17 protein-coding genes are annotated in these 18,171 nt (G+C 42.2%); 6 read left to right on the plus strand and 11 right to left on the minus strand.

The window, feature by feature from the left end; all coding sequences use genetic code 11:
- Nucleotides 1-15 precede the first annotated feature (15 nt).
- Nucleotides 16-1,446 (plus strand): sigma-54-dependent transcriptional regulator, encoded by a 1,431-nt coding sequence (locus tag DS737_RS14815; protein WP_113997842.1) that lies wholly within the window; start codon nucleotides 16-18, stop codon nucleotides 1,444-1,446.
- Between the two features lie 40 nt (nucleotides 1,447-1,486).
- Here the strand turns inward: DS737_RS14815 and DS737_RS14820 are convergent, their stop codons facing one another.
- The 4 genes from DS737_RS14820 to lptF form a co-directional block, all read right to left on the minus strand.
- Nucleotides 1,487-2,653 (minus strand): S41 family peptidase, encoded by a 1,167-nt coding sequence (locus DS737_RS14820; RefSeq protein WP_113997843.1) that lies wholly within the window; start codon nucleotides 2,651-2,653, stop codon nucleotides 1,487-1,489.
- A gap of 9 nt (nucleotides 2,654-2,662) precedes the next feature.
- Nucleotides 2,663-4,207: a 2,3-bisphosphoglycerate-independent phosphoglycerate mutase gene (gpmI, locus tag DS737_RS14825; protein ID WP_008942248.1), complete on the minus strand. Its 1,545-nt coding sequence runs from the start codon at nucleotides 4,205-4,207 to the stop codon at nucleotides 2,663-2,665.
- A gap of 124 nt (nucleotides 4,208-4,331) precedes the next feature.
- Nucleotides 4,332-5,402, minus strand: coding sequence for an LPS export ABC transporter permease LptG (gene lptG, locus DS737_RS14830; RefSeq protein ID WP_113997844.1), 1,071 nt, complete (start codon nucleotides 5,400-5,402; stop codon nucleotides 4,332-4,334).
- Nucleotides 5,402-6,502 (minus strand): LPS export ABC transporter permease LptF, encoded by a 1,101-nt coding sequence (gene lptF, locus DS737_RS14835; RefSeq protein WP_004637590.1) that lies wholly within the window; start codon nucleotides 6,500-6,502, stop codon nucleotides 5,402-5,404. Before lptF ends, lptG begins: the two co-directional genes overlap by 1 nt.
- A 155-nt stretch (nucleotides 6,503-6,657) precedes the next feature.
- Here lptF and DS737_RS14840 point away from each other — a divergent pair, with 155 nt between their 5' ends.
- The 3 genes from DS737_RS14840 to blhA are packed head-to-tail and all read left to right on the plus strand — an operon-like array spanning nucleotide 6,658 to nucleotide 9,179.
- Entirely contained in the window at nucleotides 6,658-8,106 is a 1,449-nt protein-coding gene (locus DS737_RS14840) for a leucyl aminopeptidase (RefSeq protein ID WP_113998005.1), read from the plus strand.
- Nucleotides 8,107-8,109: 3 nt separating this feature from the next.
- Nucleotides 8,110-8,517 carry a DNA polymerase III subunit chi gene (locus tag DS737_RS14845; protein ID WP_113997845.1) on the plus strand — a complete coding sequence of 136 codons (408 nt, stop codon included), beginning with the start codon at nucleotides 8,110-8,112 and terminating at the stop codon, nucleotides 8,515-8,517.
- Between the two features lie 35 nt (nucleotides 8,518-8,552).
- Nucleotides 8,553-9,179 (plus strand): cell division protein BlhA, encoded by a 627-nt coding sequence (gene blhA / locus DS737_RS14850; RefSeq protein ID WP_017395276.1) that lies wholly within the window; start codon nucleotides 8,553-8,555, stop codon nucleotides 9,177-9,179.
- A gap of 47 nt (nucleotides 9,180-9,226) precedes the next feature.
- Here blhA and DS737_RS14855 read toward each other — a convergent pair whose 3' ends face one another.
- The 7 genes from DS737_RS14855 to glnK all read right to left on the minus strand — a co-directional run bounded on the left by DS737_RS14855 (nucleotide 9,227) and on the right by glnK (nucleotide 16,087).
- Nucleotides 9,227-9,886 (minus strand): riboflavin synthase, encoded by a 660-nt coding sequence (locus DS737_RS14855; protein ID WP_005083982.1) that lies wholly within the window; start codon nucleotides 9,884-9,886, stop codon nucleotides 9,227-9,229.
- Nucleotides 9,887-10,048: 162 nt separating this feature from the next.
- Entirely contained in the window at nucleotides 10,049-10,888 is an 840-nt protein-coding gene (locus DS737_RS14865; RefSeq protein WP_005087895.1) for an MIP/aquaporin family protein, read from the minus strand.
- Between the two features lie 398 nt (nucleotides 10,889-11,286).
- A complete protein-coding gene (locus DS737_RS14870; RefSeq protein WP_017395278.1) occupies nucleotides 11,287-12,579 on the minus strand; it encodes a DNA adenine methylase in 1,293 nt (430 codons plus the stop codon).
- The gene (gene ribD, locus DS737_RS14875; protein ID WP_113997847.1) at nucleotides 12,576-13,676 is read right to left on the minus strand and encodes a bifunctional diaminohydroxyphosphoribosylaminopyrimidine deaminase/5-amino-6-(5-phosphoribosylamino)uracil reductase RibD; all 1,101 of its coding nucleotides are present in this window, start codon (nucleotides 13,674-13,676) and stop codon (nucleotides 12,576-12,578) included. Before ribD ends, DS737_RS14870 begins: the two co-directional genes overlap by 4 nt.
- Before the next feature lie 12 nt (nucleotides 13,677-13,688).
- Complete coding sequence (gene nrdR / locus DS737_RS14880) at nucleotides 13,689-14,153, minus strand: transcriptional regulator NrdR (protein ID WP_004637581.1); 465 nt, start codon at nucleotides 14,151-14,153, stop codon at nucleotides 13,689-13,691.
- A 135-nt stretch (nucleotides 14,154-14,288) separates the two neighbouring features.
- The gene (gene amt / locus DS737_RS14885; RefSeq protein WP_005087891.1) at nucleotides 14,289-15,680 is read right to left on the minus strand and encodes an ammonium transporter; all 1,392 of its coding nucleotides are present in this window, start codon (nucleotides 15,678-15,680) and stop codon (nucleotides 14,289-14,291) included.
- A 68-nt stretch (nucleotides 15,681-15,748) separates the two neighbouring features.
- Nucleotides 15,749-16,087 (minus strand): P-II family nitrogen regulator, encoded by a 339-nt coding sequence (gene glnK / locus DS737_RS14890; RefSeq protein ID WP_000780326.1) that lies wholly within the window; start codon nucleotides 16,085-16,087, stop codon nucleotides 15,749-15,751.
- 272 nt (nucleotides 16,088-16,359) lie between these two features.
- On the opposite strand from glnK, the gene DS737_RS14895 reads away from it, so the two are divergent.
- Together DS737_RS14895 and DS737_RS14900 are read left to right on the plus strand one after the other, a co-directional pair.
- Entirely contained in the window at nucleotides 16,360-16,587 is a 228-nt protein-coding gene (locus tag DS737_RS14895; RefSeq protein WP_004637578.1) for an accessory factor UbiK family protein, read from the plus strand.
- Nucleotides 16,588-16,656: 69 nt separating this feature from the next.
- Nucleotides 16,657-18,144, plus strand: a complete 1,488-nt coding sequence (locus DS737_RS14900) for a YifB family Mg chelatase-like AAA ATPase (protein WP_113998006.1) — start codon at nucleotides 16,657-16,659, stop codon at nucleotides 18,142-18,144.
- The last annotated feature ends 27 nt before the right edge of the window (nucleotides 18,145-18,171 follow it).

Raw genomic sequence — 18,171 nt, forward strand, 5'->3', positions numbered from 1 at the left:
AGGTTTTTCGGGGAAATGGCAACTAAACAACCACTCGTCTTGCTCGTAGACGACGAAGAGGACTTGTGTCTTCTCATGCAAATGACACTTGCGCGTATGGGAATTAAGACACATTTGGCTTATCGTGTAGAGCAAGCAAAAAAATTCTTTACTGAATTTCAATATGATGCATGTTTAACTGATTTAAATCTTCCAGACGGCAACGGTTTAGATCTCGTCCAACATGTCACCCAAAATTACCCAAATACTCCGATCGCTGTGCTGACAGCCTATGGCAATATGGACATTGCGATTGCAGCATTAAAAGCTGGGGCATTTGACTTCGTTAGCAAACCAGTCAACCAAGTGCATTTGGATCAATTGATTCAAAAAGCATTGAATCGACCACGACCTGAGCAAGAAGCGGCTGAAACAGCCTTAGAAAATAAACTCCTGATTGGACGTTCTGCGCCGATTCAACAACTGCGCATTGCATTAAAGAAAATCGCGCGATCACAAGCGCCTGTCTTTATCACCGGGGAGTCGGGAACTGGAAAAGAAGTTGTTGCCAACTTGGTTCACCGCTTAAGTAATCGTAGTGAAGGGCCTTTTATTGCCATAAACTGCGGTGCAATTCCAACAGAACTGATGGAAAGCGAGCTTTTCGGGCACAAAAAAGGCAGTTTCACTGGGGCGACCCAAGATAAACAAGGTTTAATTTTATCAGCACATGGCGGTAGTTTATTTCTCGATGAAATCGCTGAACTGCCACTCAACATGCAAGTAAAATTATTGCGTGCAGTGCAAGAAAAGAAAATCCGCCCTGTAGGCTCAGACCAAGAAATTGATGTCGATTTCCGTGTGATTAGTGCCAGTCACCAAGATCTTGAGCTACTGGTTCAGCAAGGACGATTCCGACAGGATTTATTTTTCCGTATCCACGTTATGGATATTGTACTCCCACCATTACGTGAACGTGGACAGGACATCCTGTTATTAGCGAATCATTTTATCCAAAGAATTTGCCAAGAATGGGAACTGCCTGCCAAGACGTTATCGTCTCGTGCAGAGCAATTTTTATTACAACAATATTTTCCTGGTAATGTGCGCGAACTACGCAATATTATTGAACGTGCAATCACGCTCAGCGATGATGAAGCGATTGATCTAGCGCACTTACAAACAGCGCCATTACGCAGTCCAATTTCAATGCCATCAGCGCCATCTTATAGCCAAGAAGAAGTTGAGCAGCCACAATACACCAGCCCAAGCACAAGTTCGAAAAAACTTCCACCTGAAGGTTTAGAGCGTTATTTAGAAAATATTGAAAAAGAAGTGCTACTTAATGCATTAAATCTAACCCATTGGAATCGAACGCTCGCCGCGAAGAAACTCGGGATGACCTTCCGTTCTTTGCGTTATCGTTTGAAAAAATTCGGATTAGATACTGAAGAAGATGACACCTAACTAAAAAAACCTCGATCTATGGATCGAGGTTTTTTTAGTTCTAAAGTCTGCTTTTTAGCACTAAATCTGAAATATGATCTAAGTAATATTCCTCTTTCATTTCTGGCTGCAAAGCATAGCTCTGATTCGGCTGAATTCCTTGCCCCTCAATCATTAAACCATTGGGGGTGTAATAATGTGAAACCGTCATTTGCAAAGCAGCGCCATTGGGTAGCGGAAATAGCTTTTGCACCACGCCCTTGCCATAACTGGTTTCCCCAACAACCCATGCACGTTTATGCTCTTTTAAGGCGGCTGCAAAAACTTCCGCTGCCGAAGCTGAACGCCGATTAATCAACACGCCTAGTTTCAGATTTTGAAACTCCTTCGATGGCAAAGCTTGAAATTGTTGATCACCTTCAGAACGACTCTTTGTGGTAACAATCAAGCCCTGATTTAAAAATAAGTCCGCAGATTCAACCGCAGCAGAAAGGAGACCACCTGGATTATTTCTTAAGTCCAAGACCACTGCTTTTAATCTTGGTGAACCAAATTCTTCAATTAGTCGCTTAATCTCATTAGCTGTATCTTGTTGAAAAACTTTAACTTTAAGCACTAGCACTTGATTAGATAGCAATACTGGCTCGATATCTGTTTCTACTTTTTTATTTCTCACCAAAATCACAGTACTTGTGGTGTTCTCTGGTAATATCTGTACTGTGCTACCAATCGAACCATACAGCAAACCTTGTACTTGATCTTGATTTAAACTTTTTAATTCTTGATTATCAATTTTAAGAAGCGCCTGTCCATTTTTTAGACCTAACTTATTTGAATCCGACCCTGTTTTGAGATCTTGAACTTTCCATAATTTGCTATGCTGATCAAAACCTAGATTGAAATCAACTGAAGCTAAGTCGCCTTCCGTATATTGGATCAATTGACGATATTCTTCAGCTGACAGATAGCGTGAATAGGGATCTAAGCCACTGACTAGACCTTTGATCGATTGCTGAAATAATGCATCATCTGATTTTTTTTCAACATAATTGTCTCGGACAATGCCATAGATCTGCACAAACTGTTGAATTGATTCTATTGGTACTTCAGCACTTCGGGATGGTGGATTCTCCCCCCATCCCGATAATGGTGCAGCAACAAGCGTATGCCCCCAACACAACAACAAACTGGCAAATACAGCGCGATAAATGTTGTTGCGTGGGGTCATTCTTTCACCTTATTGTAAAGTAATTAGATTTTTTCCTTGCATCTCTTGCGGTACAGGGATATTCATCAAATGTAATAATGTTGGTGCAACATCTGCCAATACACCACCTTCAGCAATGGTTGCTTGAGTAGGGCCAACATAAATAAATGGAACAAGTTCAGTTGTATGCTGAGTATGTACTTGACCGCTGTCATAGTCTTGCATTTGCTCTACATTACCATGATCCGCCGTAATTAACATATGCCCTTTGTTTGCCATCACCGCATCATAAACACGTCCGAGGCAGGTATCGACTGTTTCTACTGCTTTTACCGCGGCATCAAACACACCTGTATGCCCAACCATATCTCCATTGGCATAATTCACCACCAATAGATCAAATTCGCCTGAGTTAATTGCATTGACCAATTCATCCGTCACTTCAATCGCACTCATTTCAGGTTTTAAATCGTAGGTCGCAACATTCGGAGACGGAATCAAAATCCGCTTCTCGCCCACATACTCATCTTCACGTCCACCGCTAAAGAAGAAAGTCACATGTGCATATTTTTCAGTTTCAGCAATACGCAATTGGGTCTTACCTAAGCTCGATAAATATTCACCAATCGAATTTTTTAATTCTTCTGGCATATACGCAATTGGTGCATCAATACTGGCTTGATAACGTGTCAACATGACGAATTTTGATAAATTCGGCACAACCTTACGTTCGAAACCCGCAAAATCTTTTTCCACAAAGGCACGCGTAATTTCCCGTGCCCGATCGGCACGGAAGTTCATAAATACGAGGCTATCGCCATCTTGTACTTTAACAATCTCGCCGATACGTGTTGCTTTGACAAATTCGTCATTTTCTTCAGCAGCATAGGCCTGTTCTAGCCCTTCAACTGCTGAGTTTGCCACACGAACAGCCTCACCTTCGGTCATCAAACGGTAAGCTTCTTCGACACGATTCCAACGATTGTCACGATCCATAGCAAAATAGCGACCAATCATTGACACAATACGTCCTTGATTTGGGTATTGAGCAAATAAAGCATCTAATTTTTCTAATGAGGGTTGAGCACTACGTGGCGGTGTATCACGCCCATCAAGGAATGCATGTAAATACACTGTTGCCCCACGTTTTAGTGCAAGCTCACACATCGCAACGATATGATCTTCATGTGAATGTACACCACCCTCTGAAAGTAGGCCCATCACATGAACTGCACCATTGGCGGCCTTGGCTTTCTCAACCGCATCGACCAATACTTCATGCTCAAAGAAATCCCCTGTACGGATATCTTTTGTAATACGAGTAAAATCTTGATATAGCACGCGACCAGCACCAAGATTCATATGCCCCACTTCAGAGTTACCCATTTGCCCATCAGGAAGACCAACATCTTCTCCAGAGCCAGAAATTAAACTATTCGGATGCTTGGCTTTCATCGCAGTCAAATTTGGGGTTTGCGCAGCTAAATACGCATTATCTTCAACTGCTTCACGATGTCCTACACCATCCATAATTACAAGAACGTGAGGAATTTTGCCAGCATTTGCATCCGTCATAATGGACTCTCTGTTTGTCTATCATTTGATCGGCATAGTTTACCGAAATTTACATCAATTCTCTATGATCTTAACGATGGCTTTCAGCAATGTTCGCGATAGAGCAAGCATATCGATCAACTCGCTATCTTGCTCGGTACAATAAATAGCTTCCGATCATAAACATCAGCACCACTGGCAGTAGTACAAACCATGCAGGTGACGGTGCATAAACCAAACTCGCGTATCCCATAAAATCTTGTAGATAGAAAAAACCGAGTCCCGTAAAGAGCGCAATCACCAATCTAAATCCCATAGATTGTTGACGTAAGGGACCAAAAATAAACGAACATGCGATCAATACCAAAGCAATCAAGGCAAATGGTGAGGTCACTTTCTGCCAAAATGCCAATTCATAGGTTTTAGGCACTTGGCTATACTCCTCCATATAACGCATAAAACTGATCAACTGAGTAGGAGATAAATCTTCAGGATCTATCGTTACCATATGGACATATTTTGGTTGCAAAGCCAATGCCAGTGCTTGGTTGGCATGATCTGTTTTAATCACATTCCCTTCAGGCAATAAATCAATCTGATGAGATTGCTCAAGCGTCCACTGTCCATCTTTAACAAAATTCCCTTGTTCAGCTGTAACAAAAGACTGTAAACGGTAGTTTTCGTCAAAATCAATGGATTGGATATTACGCAACTGACCTTGCGAGTTAGCATAATCAATATAGGTAAAACGCTGCCCTTCTCTCGACCAGTAACCTTTAACTTCACCCAATGCTGCTGCGCTACGTTGCTTTTTAATACTTTGTGCTTTTTCATTGGTATAGGGGATCACCCACTCACTCAATGTAAAGGATATGACAATCAGCAATAAAGCCGACCGCATCACCCAGCCCACGATTCGCCAGAGACTAATCCCAACCGAACGCATGACGATCAACTCACTATTAGAAGCCAGTGCACCTAATCCTAAAACAGAGCCAATCAAAGCAGCGACAGGTAAAATTTCATATAAATAGCGAGGTGCACCCCATAACACATACAGGAATGCTTGCCACGCATTATAATTTGACTTTAATGAGCCCAACTCCCCCAGATAGGTAAATAGGACTTGTAAAAAAGACAGCACCAACGTCGTACCGAGCATTGCCAGTACCGTGGTTTTTGTTACATGTTTGGCGACTATTCGACGTGCTAACATCACAACCCCACTCGTTGCATACTTTTCTTAATTTTAGGTGCTAATTTTTGTTTACGCGTAAACAGGGCAGCCGCAATACCATAAATCAACAACACTGCAGGATAAGCCCAAATATCTAGCTCTTCTTTACTAATACGCGTTTTAATCGCAATCATTAGTACGATTAAACTGGCAAAAATAAAGATAGCGGGAATCAGACGATAATATCGCCCTTGACGTGGACTCACTTCAGAGAGCGCGACCGCAAGGAATAACGCCACGACCATTACGAAAGGACCAAAGATACGCCATCCTAACTCTCCTCTTACCACGAAATCATCACGCTTTTGCCACAACTTCGACATCGATAAAGCTTCAACATCTTCGCTTTCAAAGTTGACATCTTTGTCATTTTCTAAACGTAAACGATAAGATTGAAACTCGGCTTGCGTATATCTTGGCTGATTGGGATAAATCTCGTAACGGCGACCTTGCACTAAGTCGACAACACTCGCAGTATCATTTTCAATTTCAACTCGTGTAGCCTCTTTCGCCAGAATCATTTGATCAGGCTTGTCTTCACGATCTGATTTATAATAGTAAAAGATATCTTTTAAGTTTTTTCGGTCTTCTGAAAGAGAGCCAGCATAAATAGTATAGGAACCAGAAGAAATAAACTCTTTGGGTCGCACCAAATCAAAGCCAGCTCGTACCGCTTGAGTTTGCATCAAGCTCTGATAACCTCTTATGCCCGCTGAAGCCCCCCAGCACATGAGTACCGCCTGTACAATCAAAAATACAGCAGTCATCGGTAATAACAAACGTGTTAACTGATTACGGCTCACCCCACTGCCATTTAATACCGCCATTTCATGATCGACATACAAACGACCAAACACCAACATTAAACCAATGAAAAAGCCCAAAGGTAAAATCAGCGTTAAAAACTCAGGTAGACGATAAGCAATAATACTGAGTAGCACGCCACCATCGAGACGACCTTGTGCAGCGCGCCCAAAAATTTTGATGAGCTGCCCACCCATAATAATCAAAGTGAGCAAGGCCGTCACAACCAAAGAGGTGGACACCACTTGTTTGACGAGGTAACGTCGAATAATCAAAGTAATGCTTCCAAAAAAACCAATCGAGGGGTATCGCTAGTTTACCCGAATGTTAAAAATATAAAACCTATCGCATGTTGCGGATTGCAACCTCATATCTGAAAGTGTTTAATGAGATTATCTTTATTTTTTACCGATTAGGTTCTAAACAAACAATGAAATTTACTCTTGATCATGCCTTTCCAACACAAACAGCAAGTGAATCTTTATGGATTTTGGTGGATTCAGAACAACTACAAACCAATCTAAACTCCTACCAAATCAGTCAATTAGAAGAAGCCTTAACCGCAACTCACTTTAAAGCAAGTTTTAATGAAAGCTTAACTTTAATTGCAAAAGTTGCGGAGCACAGTAACACCCAACTACTCGGACTTGGAAATGCCACTGAGCTCAAAGCAACCAAATTAGCAAAACTTGCACAAACGATTATCAAATCATCACAAAATAAATTTAAACAAATTAGTGTTGATTTATCCGCACTACCAGCAGAACTTCATTCACTATTTGCTTTAAGCTTGACTCAGGCTGCTTATGGCTATGACGAGTTCAAATCAAAAAAGAATGCGTTTGTACTCGAAACTATCCACCTGATTGCGAGCCAGACAACTTTAGATGATGCCCAACTCAATCTGATTCATGCAGTTCAATCTGGCCAAAGCTATGCTCGAGACTTAGGCAATCGCCCTGGGAATATTTGTTTTCCTGAATATCTAGCAGATCAAGCACTTTCTCTTGCAGCACAATATCCAGACCGTTTAAAAGTAACGGTACTGGATGAACAACAGATGGCTGACTTGGGCATGCATGCATTTCTTGCCGTTAGCAAAGGTTCAGACCGTCCAGGGCGTATCATCACGCTAGAATATAATGCCAAAATTGAACAAGCACCTGTCGTTCTTGTTGGTAAAGGTGTAACGTTTGACACTGGCGGTATTTCACTGAAACCCGGCTTAGGCATGGACGAAATGAAATTCGATATGTGCGGTGCAGCATCCGTACTTGGCACCATGCAAGCACTTTGTGAAGCGCAGTTGCCAATTCATGTGGTGGGGGCAATTGCAGCAGCAGAGAATATGCCTTCAGGTGGCGCCACTCGTCCCGGAGACATTGTCACGACGATGAGTGGTCAAACGGTTGAAATCCTCAATACCGATGCAGAAGGTCGTTTAGTTCTATGTGACACCTTAACTTATGTAAAACGTTTTAATCCTGCGTTGGTGATTGATATTGCGACACTCACAGGTGCATGTGTTGTTGCATTAGGTAAAGTGGTGAGTGGCTTATTTACACCAGATGATGAGCTTGCCCAAGCTTTACAACAAGCTGGTGAACAGTCACACGATCGTGTATGGCGTATGCCAGTCATGGAAGACTATCAAGAATTACTCGACTCTCCGTTTGCCGATATTGCCAACATTGGTGGCCCTCATGGTGGTGCAATCACAGCCGCATGTTTCCTTGAGCGTTTTACCCGTGACTATCGTTGGGCACATTTGGACGTGGCTGGTACTGCATGGTTATCAGGTGCAGCCAAAGGTGCGACAGGACGTCCAGTCCCTTTACTGATGCAGTTCTTAGCAAATCGTGTTGAAGCGAAAAACTAACACATGACACAAGTCAGCTTTTATCTCTTTGAAAAGAGTACCGAACGGCAAGTCGAAAGTGCTTGCCGTTTATGCCGAAAGATTCTGAATCAGCACCCACAAATTTGGTGGTATTGTACTGATTCAGATATGCAAAATGAGCTTGATGACAAATTATGGAGTTTTGATCCCAACAGCTTTATTCCACATGGCATCGACCAAAACCATAGTCCCGTCTGTATTTCAGAACAATTACCGCCATCCAATGATTGGATCGTGTTTAATTTTAACAATCATGCACTTGAACAAATTCAAGATTTTCGCCACATTATCGAAATTATCGAGAATAATGAAACTGCGAAGCAACTTGGACGAGAAAAATTTAAAACGTATCGTCGTTTAGGTATCGAGCCTCGAACTTTTAAATTATAAATCGACAAACAAGCGTATCATTTGAGGAGTGTGGTGTGGCATTAAATGTAGGTCAAGATTTTAAAAAACGCTGGTTAAAGACCCCTGAGGCTGTACGTCAAACCTATCAGGATGATTTAGCACGCATTTGTGATCTGCTATTACCACAAACCGCCATTCAAACTTGGCGTCAGCAAGAAGAACAAGCTGAAATGCGTTCACAGCAACGCATTGATCAAGCCTATGCTGATCTTAAAGCAGAGTTGATTGAACAAGCCCGTATCCGTAAACAACTTGCTTTAGAAAAAGCCTTAGCTGAGAAACGTGCTGCTGAAGCAGCCTACGCAGCCCAACTTCAAGCAGATGAAGCACGACAGTTTCAACAACAAACTGAAAATCTCTTGGCGTTACGTGAACATATTGATCAAGAAATCGTTGCACAAACGGAACGTTATCAAAGTAATCCTGAACAACCAAGTGTGGATTATGCTCAAGGACAACGACTCATGATTGATGATCAGCAAATTCTTTCAGAACTAGAAAGTGTTCGTGTTCGACTCGAATTAGAAGCTGAAAGTCTAATTGAACAAGCCGTGACTGTATTCCGGGCTAAACTACATGCACTGGCGCAAGACGAAATCGAATACATCTTGAAAAATAGTGAATTTTCTAACGATCAGTAAATATTAAAAAGCCCAGCTAGACTGGGCTTTTTAATTAGCTAGGATTTTTATTTTAAAAATCCATTTTCAGCTAAAAAAGCCATACTAATATTCGATTCAGCTTTTTGCTCAGCGGCCTTATCACCTAACAACAAACGCTCAATGTAACGCGCAAGTACATCAACTTCCAAATTCACTTTAGTGCCCACTTGCCATGTTCCAATGTTAGTCCGTTCTGCAGTATGCGGAATCAAGTTTAAACTCAAAATATTGCCACGTAGGTGATTAATGGTCAGGCTAATTCCATCTACCGTCACAGACCCTTTTTCTGCCAAATATTTTGCAAGTTCAACAGGTGCTGTAACTTCAAAATAGAGGGAACGCGCATCTTCACGAACCAGCGTAATCTCGCCTAAACCGTCAACGTGACCACTCACAATATGCCCACCAAAACGTGTCGTCGGCAACATGGCTTTTTCCACGTTGACTGCTTGACCAACTTTCCATTGACCCAGTGTGGTACGGTTTAAACTCTCACGAGAAACATCAGCTGCATACCAGTGATCTCCCCACTCAATCACAGTGAGACAAATCCCATTGGTGGCAATTGAATCGCCCAAATGCACATCAGACATGTCTAAATCAGTCTGAATACGCAGACGAACATCACCACCTACACTTTGTAAGCTTTCTACCTTACCTAAACTTTCAATAATGCCTGTAAACATGGGACTTTTAACCTACCTTTATTGCAGTACGCATCACAGTAAAGCAAATACCTTAAAGCAAAGAAACCCAGATAACAAGGCACGCTTAGTTCAAATTCACATGAATAAAAAGGGCGATCCTCTGACCGCCCATGTTGCTATAGATATAGATGAAGTGATCAACTATTGCATTTCTGATACTTGTTTTTCGACAGGATGCGTTTCTTCAACTTTATTGCTCAACAAAAAATGGCTAAAAAACAGTTTATAGCCCAATACTCCTAAGCAAGCCCCAACAATTGGCGCAAGAATAGGAACAATAAAATATGGAATATCTCGTCCACCCGTAAACGCAACGGGTCCCCATCCTGAAAAATAGGCAACGATTTTCGGGCCAAAATCACGTGCAGGATTCATCGCAAAGCCTGTCAGCGGTCCAAAAGATGCTCCAATTACGGCAACCAATAGACCAACTAAAATTGGTGCTAAAGGCCCACGCGGTAAACCATTGCTATCATCACCAATCGCCATGATTAACCAAAGTAATAGCATGGTGATAAACATTTCCACCATAAACGCCTGACCAAGCGACAGTAAATGATGAGGATAAGTCGAAAAGATTCCTGCTAACTCTAGACTTTCAACACTACCACGCACCATGTGATGCGTCTGTTCAAAGTCTAAAAATAAACTGCTATACAGTCCATATACCATCAATGCACCCGTTGCAGCACCCGCCACTTGAGCAATGATATAAAAAGGAACTTTGCGTTTATCAAAGCCTGCAAATAAAGCCAAAGCGATGGTCACCGCTGGATTAAGATGTGCACCTGAAATACCCGCCGATAAATAAACCGCTAAGGCAACTGCTAAGCCCCAAACAATACTGATTTCCCACAGACCTAAATCTGCTCCAGCAAGTTTAAGTGCAGCCACCACACCGATACCAAATGATAAAAAAATTGCGGTAGCAAAAAATTCAGCTACACATTGCCCCAATAATGTGGGTTCCGAGCGACTCATAACAACCTCTCTTGGTCATCGCTACTCATAGGCAAGACCCTAAATTCAGCTCGGAAAACTATATTTATTTTCAAACTCGGTCAATCATCTTTGATAGTTTTTTGAACGATTGATAAAACTACTCCCTACCCAAATCAAACTTAAAGAACGAATAACCACCACATAAAGAGTATGCATAATTATTTGTTTTATCTATAAATTAATATAAAACACCATAGTAAATAAATTCAAAAACATTAAGCTTCACCATCTAGAAATACAATAAAAATTACAAGATATTTATCATAAAAACAGTGGGTTATCTAACAAAACGATTCTATTTATTGTATTAACCGATTAAATAAGAGAATGAAATAAAAAAACACCACTTTGTATGGCAAAGTGGTGTTTTTGTTATCTTACCAAAGTGCAAGTTGAGTACTATTTCCTGTGGTATCAACACCGCCCAATTCGGCAAAGTGATACAACTGACCAAGTAACTGCCGCAATGGCGGACCAGACTTTGCGTGAGTATCTGTAATCACAATAAATTCAAGTACGCGTGCGCGCTCTGACTGACGCTGCTTACTAACACGGTAACGAGGAACATCTTGCGTTAACAAAGTGACCTTGCCACGTTTTAAATTGGCGGTCAGTAAATCTTTTGGCTCGATATTCCCATCCGTCGAATAACTGGTCAAGATATAACGGGCATTAATCGTTTCCAATAACTTTTCATAGGCATCTTTGGCATGCTTGGAAGAATTATAAGGACTTGGACGTTCTTTGCGCCACGCACGATCAATCCCGCTCTTGAAACCTTTGGTATCAGGTGAAGGCAAATCAACCTGATCCCATAAAGTCAGCGCATTCAGGACATGATAGTTACTGCTATAAGCATGTTGATTATAAGGCGGATCGAGATAAGCAACATCAACTTCAAAGCCACTCATTTGATTAGCCAAATGTTGTGAATCAACACACCACACTTCTGCGGCAGGACGTTTTGCATCACCCACTTCACAAAAGCGGCTTGGTGTTAACCAAAGTAATGATTCGATTCGTTCCAAAGCAGTTTGAGTACGTCCACCCCAACCTTGGTGGAAGCTTTTAAACACCCCACTGGTGTTGCTCACAAAACTTGCTGAGTAAAGTAACGGTGCGAGTAAAGCACTCATTTCAACATCATTAATCGCACCTTGTGCTTGCCAAGTTGCAATCTGCTGACGAATCGCATCAATTCGCATCCCATTACGACGCTTAAAGAACAAGCGATCACGAGCAGGATCATAGACATCATCATTTCGTGGGCACAAATTATGTGTAACCCAGCCTTTCACTTCAGGCAAACGGTTCAGATAATCAATGGCTTTTTGATAGCCACCCAATTCTTTAAATGCTGGCGCATCAACACAAGCTAAAATCGCATGATTCAGCGCATGGCTATACGGCTCCCAGTCATTGGCAATCACACGATAACCATTTTGACGGGCCAAACGAGAAACCACCCCACTGCCGGCAAAGAAATCCGCAAAAATCGGTGGATTCTTTTTCTTACTATTCAACGTCCCAGTAATCTCAAGCGCTTCTAAAATAAGGTGCAAAAGACGACGTTTATTCCCAAGATATGGAACAAGCTGATGAAAAAGATATTCATCAGTCGTACGGGCAGCATGGCGACGTTTGTGATAAACCGATGGTTCTGGATTCATATCATCTCTTGGATAGGGAGCAATCTCAGGCGAATATCTTGCCCAAGTTGGGTTACATCGACCAACTCAAATCGTCGTTGCTCTGCCATTTTGCTAAATTCAGCATTGAACATCGCGCGAGCAGATTGACCAAGTAAAGTTGGTGCAACATAACTAATCATTTCATCAACCAAACCTTGTTGCAAAAAGGCAGTCGATAAAGTTGCGCCCGCCTCAACCAATACATCATATATTTGGTATTGTTGAGAAAGGGTCTGCAATAATTGATTTAAAGGTTGCAGTGACAATTGTATCACGCCTAAATCAGCAAGTTCTTGACGAAATGGTGTCATCACCATCACAGTTTCAGGATTTTGCAAAATCTTGGCTGTAAGCGGAAGTTGTCCCTGACGATCTAAAATAATTCTCTTTGGCTGCACCACTGTAGAAAGATCAACACCCTCCAACGCGCGGACATTCAGCTCACAATCATCGGCTAAAACCGTTTGAATCCCAGTAATCACGGCACCTGAGATGGCACGCCAATGTTGTACATCCTGACGTGCAATAGCTCCAGTAATCCACTTGGACTCACCTGACGCCATCGCAGTACGTCCATCTAGGCTTGATGCAATTTTTAAACGGACATAAGGTAAACCTGTAGACATTGCTTTTAAAAAGCCTAGATTTAAACCTTTTGCAATATCGGTGCAAACACTCGTTTCAACCTCTATCCCTGCATCTAGCAAGATCTTCGCACCTTTGCCTGCAACCAATGGATTCGGATCCGAACAAGCAATCACAACCTTCTTCACTTGCGCCTTTACTAAAGCCTCAGCGCAAGGTGGTGTGCGACCATAATGTGCGCAAGGCTCTAAAGTCACATAGACCGTTGCATCTTTTGCATTTTCGCCCGCTTGGCGCAATGCAAAAACTTCTGCATGCGGCTGACCTGCTTTTGGATGAAAGCCTTCACCTAAGATTTGCCCATCTTTGACAATGACACAACCTACATTGGGATTGGGTTTAGTTGAATATTGCCCAAGTCGAGCCAAATCAATTGCCCGTTGCATCCAATACTGCGCTTGAGATAAATGATTTGGGGTTAACTCAGACATAATCTCTCTAACTTAGACTTCATTTTCACGTTGTTGCATCTGCTCAATCTGATGGCGAAAAGCTTCAACATCTTGGAAATCTTGATAAACAGAGGCAAACCGAACATAAGCAACATGATCCAATGCAAACAATGCTTGCATTACAATTTCACCAATCATTCTCGATTTCACATCACGTTCACCGAGACGACGGATTTGCGATTGGATATCACTGAGAACCGTTTCAATCTGTTCTTGGGTCACAGGACGTTTTTGCAGCGCATGCATTAATGAACGGCGTAATTTTGCTTCATCAAACGGCTCACTTTTACCATCTGACTTTAACACACGTGGCATCACAACATCATAGCTTTCAAATGTTGTAAAACGCTCACCACAAACCACACATTCACGGCGACGTCTAATCTGACAGCCTTCGGCAGCCAAACGGGAGTCAATGACTTTACTATCAGCGGCGTTACAAAATGGACAATGCATATGGGTGCGATTATTTCCTCATTTTGCTTAAGTGTAGCAAAGTTTCTTGGATTGCAGAACTAGGGGCTTCGAGCTGTTTTATAATGCATAAAAAAGCAGCTCCTTATGGAGCTGCTTTTAGATCAATAATTTTAATTATTCAACGCGTTCGCCATGTTGACTTAAGTCAAGACCCATGCGTTCATCGTCATTGCTCACACGGATACCAATTGCAAGATCAATCACTTTTAAGATAATGAAGGTCATCACTGCACTATACGCGATAGTTGCTAATACACCTTCAACTTGCACCCATAATTGAGTCAACATATTTGCTGGAGCATCATCACCCATGATGAATTCACTTGCAAATACAGCAGTTAAGATCGCACCAACGATACCACCAACACCATGTAACCCAAATGCATCTAAAGAGTCATCCGCTTTCAGTGTACGTTTCAATGCGGTAATACCCCAGAAGCAAACAACACCACCGATCAGACCCATGATTAATGCGCCACCTACAGTTACGAAACCTGCAGCTGGAGTAATCACGACTAGACCAGCAACCGCACCAGAAGCTGCACCTAAAACTGAAGCTTTACCACGAACAACTTTCTCAGCCACTAACCAAGACAATGCCGCTGCCGCTGCCGCAACTTGAGTTACAACAATTGCATAAGAGGCTGAACCATTTGCACCCAATGCAGAACCACCGTTGAAACCAAACCAACCTACCCAAAGTAAGCTCGCACCAACAACAGTTAACGCAAGGTTATGAGGCGCCATAGATTCACGACCAAGCCCCATACGTTTTCCAAGCATATAAGCCGCAACTAGACCAGCAACACCAGAGTTGATATGAACGACAGTACCACCCGCAAAGTCTAAAGCACCATCATTGCCTAACCAACCGCCACCCCATACCCAGTGAGTAATCGGTGCATATACCACAACAACCCAAATCGCGATGAAAGCAACAAATGCTCCAAATTTCATACGCTCAGCGATCGAACCACTAATGATCGCAACCGTAATAATCGCAAAAGTCATTTGGAATACAACAAATAGAATCTCAGGAATTGAACCGCTGAGCGCATCAGTTCCTATGCCTGACAGCATCAGCTTATCAAGTCCACCAATAAAGGCATTTCCTTCACCGAAAGCTAATGTATAACCTATGACGATCCAAGCGATACTCACTACCGCAGCCGCAACAAAGCTATGTGCCATCGTGCTCAGTACGTTCTTTTTACGAACCATACCACCGTAGAATAACGCTAAGCCTGGAATTGTCATTAACAGAACCAATGCCGTTGAAACAAGAATCCAAGCTGTATCACCTGTATCCAATGTTGCTTCTGCTTCAGGCTCCGCAACCACTTCAACAGGAGCTTCAGCTTCAACAGCTGCCGGTATTGTATTTGTCTCAGTTACAACAACAGTTTGCTCTGTAACTGGAGTTGAAGCAGCTTCTTCTGCCCATACGACAGTCGAACCACCTAGGAGTGCGCCAGATAAACTAAGCGCCATAAGCATTTTTTTCATTCGTGTCCCCCAACCTCATTTTGTGAGCTATTTCTCTTAATTTCTAACTCAGCAAAGTTTGTGCCAATTTAGACAGCATCTGGTCCAGTCTCACCCGTACGGATACGGATAACTTGTTCTAAATTCGTGACAAAGATTTTCCCGTCACCAATTTTTCCAGTGCTTGCGACACGAGTGATTGACTCAATAACCGCATCAACCATCTCATCGCTAATCGCGATTTCGATTTTTACTTTCGGTAAGAAATCAACCACATACTCAGCACCACGGTACAATTCAGTATGACCTTTTTGACGCCCGAAACCTTTGACTTCAGTTACGGTAATCCCTTGAACACCAATATCAGAGAGTGCTTCACGCACATCATCTAACTTGAATGGTTTAACAATTGCAGTTACAAGCTTCATGTGTGTTTTCCTTCGGCTTATTTTCACCAGTAAGGTTTTATGTTCAATTTTCATGCCAATATTCAAAGGTTGGGGTTTTTAAATATTGGACATATGGCTTCTTTATAACCTATTTAAGCGAATAGAAGTAGATCATCAATAGAAAATAAGCATCATTTGCCAAGATTTAACTAGATTTCTCAGTCACATCCCAAGCTGCTCAGCAGTGCTAGAGGATTCCAACAAGCAATGGTACACTGAGCAGCAAATATACATAACTTATTGAGCACTTTATGATTGAAACTCTTTTACAAGCGATTTTGCAGCAAGTTGATCAACCTAAAAAAGACTTGGAAAAAAACTTGCGAGCATTGTTAAATGAAAGTATCGAAAAATTAGATCTGGTTTCCAAGCAAGAGCTTGATCGCCAAAGAACAGCTTTGAATTTAGCAAATCAGCGCCTCACCGAATTACAGCAACAAATGAAAACTTTAGAGGAAATGGTGCAGAACAAAAAATAAGCACCAACTCGGTGCAAAAAGCACCTCAAAATGATTAAAAATAAAGCACCACAATGGAACAACAATAAAATGTCTTTTGCAAAAATTTATACGAGGGGATTATTGGGGCTACATGCGCCTCAAATCGAGGTCGAAGTTCATATCAGTTCAGGGCTACCCTCTTTGACCATCGTTGGTTTACCCGAAGCTGCTGTCCGAGAAAGCAAAGATCGTGTTCGTTCAGCAATTATCAATAGTGGATTCTTGTTTCCAACCAAACGTTTAACTATTAATTTGGCGCCAGCAGATTTACCCAAAGACGGGTCTCGCCTAGATTTGCCGATTGCACTGGGTATTTTGATTGCATCAGGACAATTACCAGAACAATGTACGGATGGGTTTGAATTTATTGGTGAATTAGCACTTGATGGTCATTTACGCCCAATTTCTGGTGCATTGACCATAGCAATGGCCTGTCAGCAAGCCAAGCATCGTATGTTACTCCCGACTGCAAACTTAGATGAAGCGAGTCAACTCCCAAACTTCGAAGTATATGCGGCTCAACATCTTCAAGAAGTTTGTGCACATTTTTTGGGCAACACCAAGCTCAGTGCTGCACCACAACGAGAAAATATCAACAGCTCACAATATCAATTTGATCTTGCAGATGTGAAGGGGCAACTTCGCCCTCGCCGTGCACTCGAAATTGCGGCCGCAGGTGGTCATTCATTACTGTTCAAAGGTCCACCAGGTACAGGTAAAACCTTGCTCGCCTCGCGTTTAGCTTCTATTTTGCCACCCCTCAATGCTCAAGAAAATTTGGAAGTTGCGAGTATTTACTCTGTGGCAAATGCCCCGCACCATTTTGGGCAACGTCCTTTTCGTGCTCCTCACCACACTGCATCTGCAATTGCATTGGTCGGAGGTGGCTCACAACCTAAACCTGGAGAAATTACACTTGCTCACTTAGGTGTATTATTTCTAGATGAACTCCCTGAGTTTGACCGTAAAGTGCTTGAGGTTCTACGCCAACCTCTTGAATCTAAGGAAATTGTGATTTCTCGTGCTGCACGACAAATGACTTTTCCAGCAAATTTCCAGTTTATTGCAGCTATGAATCCATGTCCTTGTGGCTATGCGTTCAATCAGGATAGTCGCTGTCAGTGTTCTCCAGAAAGCATTCAACGCTATCAAAATCGCATTTCAGGTCCATTATTAGATCGTATTGATCTTCATATTGATGTCCCTCCATTACAAGCACAGGAGTTACAAGATCAAACAGCAAGTGAGGACTCTGCAACCGTTCGCAAACGCGTCATCCAAGCCTATCACCAACAAATCGATAGACAGCAATGCTTAAACCAAGCACTTTCACCAAAACGATTAGAACAATACGCTCGTTTAGATGAAAGCTCTGCCAAAATTATTGAAATGGCACAACAACGTTTGAATCTTTCTGCACGTGCCTACCATCGAGTACTACGCGTTGCTCGAACCATTGCAGATCTAGCAGAAAGTGAAACTATCTCAAGCAGTCACTTAACAGAAGCCTTATCTTATCGAGGCAATTCAAATTAAATACGCTAAAAAAGCGACCCTCAGGTC

This window comes from Acinetobacter haemolyticus, assembly GCF_003323815.1.
Classification (GTDB): domain Bacteria; phylum Pseudomonadota; class Gammaproteobacteria; order Pseudomonadales; family Moraxellaceae; genus Acinetobacter; species Acinetobacter haemolyticus.

Coding starts and splice junctions, on each gene's coding strand:
- DS737_RS14855 (WP_005083982.1), bottom strand. CDS start 9,886: ATGTTTACAGGCATTATTGAAAGTTTAGGTAAGGTAGAAAGCTTACAA.
- glnK (WP_000780326.1), bottom strand. CDS start 16,087: ATGAAGCTTGTAACTGCAATTGTTAAACCATTCAAGTTAGATGATGTG.
- DS737_RS14900 (WP_113998006.1), top strand. CDS start 16,657: ATGTCTTTTGCAAAAATTTATACGAGGGGATTATTGGGGCTACATGCG.
- DS737_RS14840 (WP_113998005.1), top strand. CDS start 6,658: ATGAAATTTACTCTTGATCATGCCTTTCCAACACAAACAGCAAGTGAA.
- DS737_RS14820 (WP_113997843.1), bottom strand. CDS start 2,653: ATGACCCCACGCAACAACATTTATCGCGCTGTATTTGCCAGTTTGTTG.
- DS737_RS14845 (WP_113997845.1), top strand. CDS start 8,110: ATGACACAAGTCAGCTTTTATCTCTTTGAAAAGAGTACCGAACGGCAA.
- nrdR (WP_004637581.1), bottom strand. CDS start 14,153: ATGCATTGTCCATTTTGTAACGCCGCTGATAGTAAAGTCATTGACTCC.
- ribD (WP_113997847.1), bottom strand. CDS start 13,676: ATGTCTGAGTTAACCCCAAATCATTTATCTCAAGCGCAGTATTGGATG.
- gpmI (WP_008942248.1), bottom strand. CDS start 4,207: ATGACGGATGCAAATGCTGGCAAAATTCCTCACGTTCTTGTAATTATG.
- amt (WP_005087891.1), bottom strand. CDS start 15,680: ATGAAAAAAATGCTTATGGCGCTTAGTTTATCTGGCGCACTCCTAGGT.
- lptG (WP_113997844.1), bottom strand. CDS start 5,402: ATGTTAGCACGTCGAATAGTCGCCAAACATGTAACAAAAACCACGGTA.
- DS737_RS14815 (WP_113997842.1), top strand. CDS start 16: ATGGCAACTAAACAACCACTCGTCTTGCTCGTAGACGACGAAGAGGAC.
- DS737_RS14865 (WP_005087895.1), bottom strand. CDS start 10,888: ATGAGTCGCTCGGAACCCACATTATTGGGGCAATGTGTAGCTGAATTT.
- DS737_RS14870 (WP_017395278.1), bottom strand. CDS start 12,579: ATGAATCCAGAACCATCGGTTTATCACAAACGTCGCCATGCTGCCCGT.
- DS737_RS14895 (WP_004637578.1), top strand. CDS start 16,360: ATGATTGAAACTCTTTTACAAGCGATTTTGCAGCAAGTTGATCAACCT.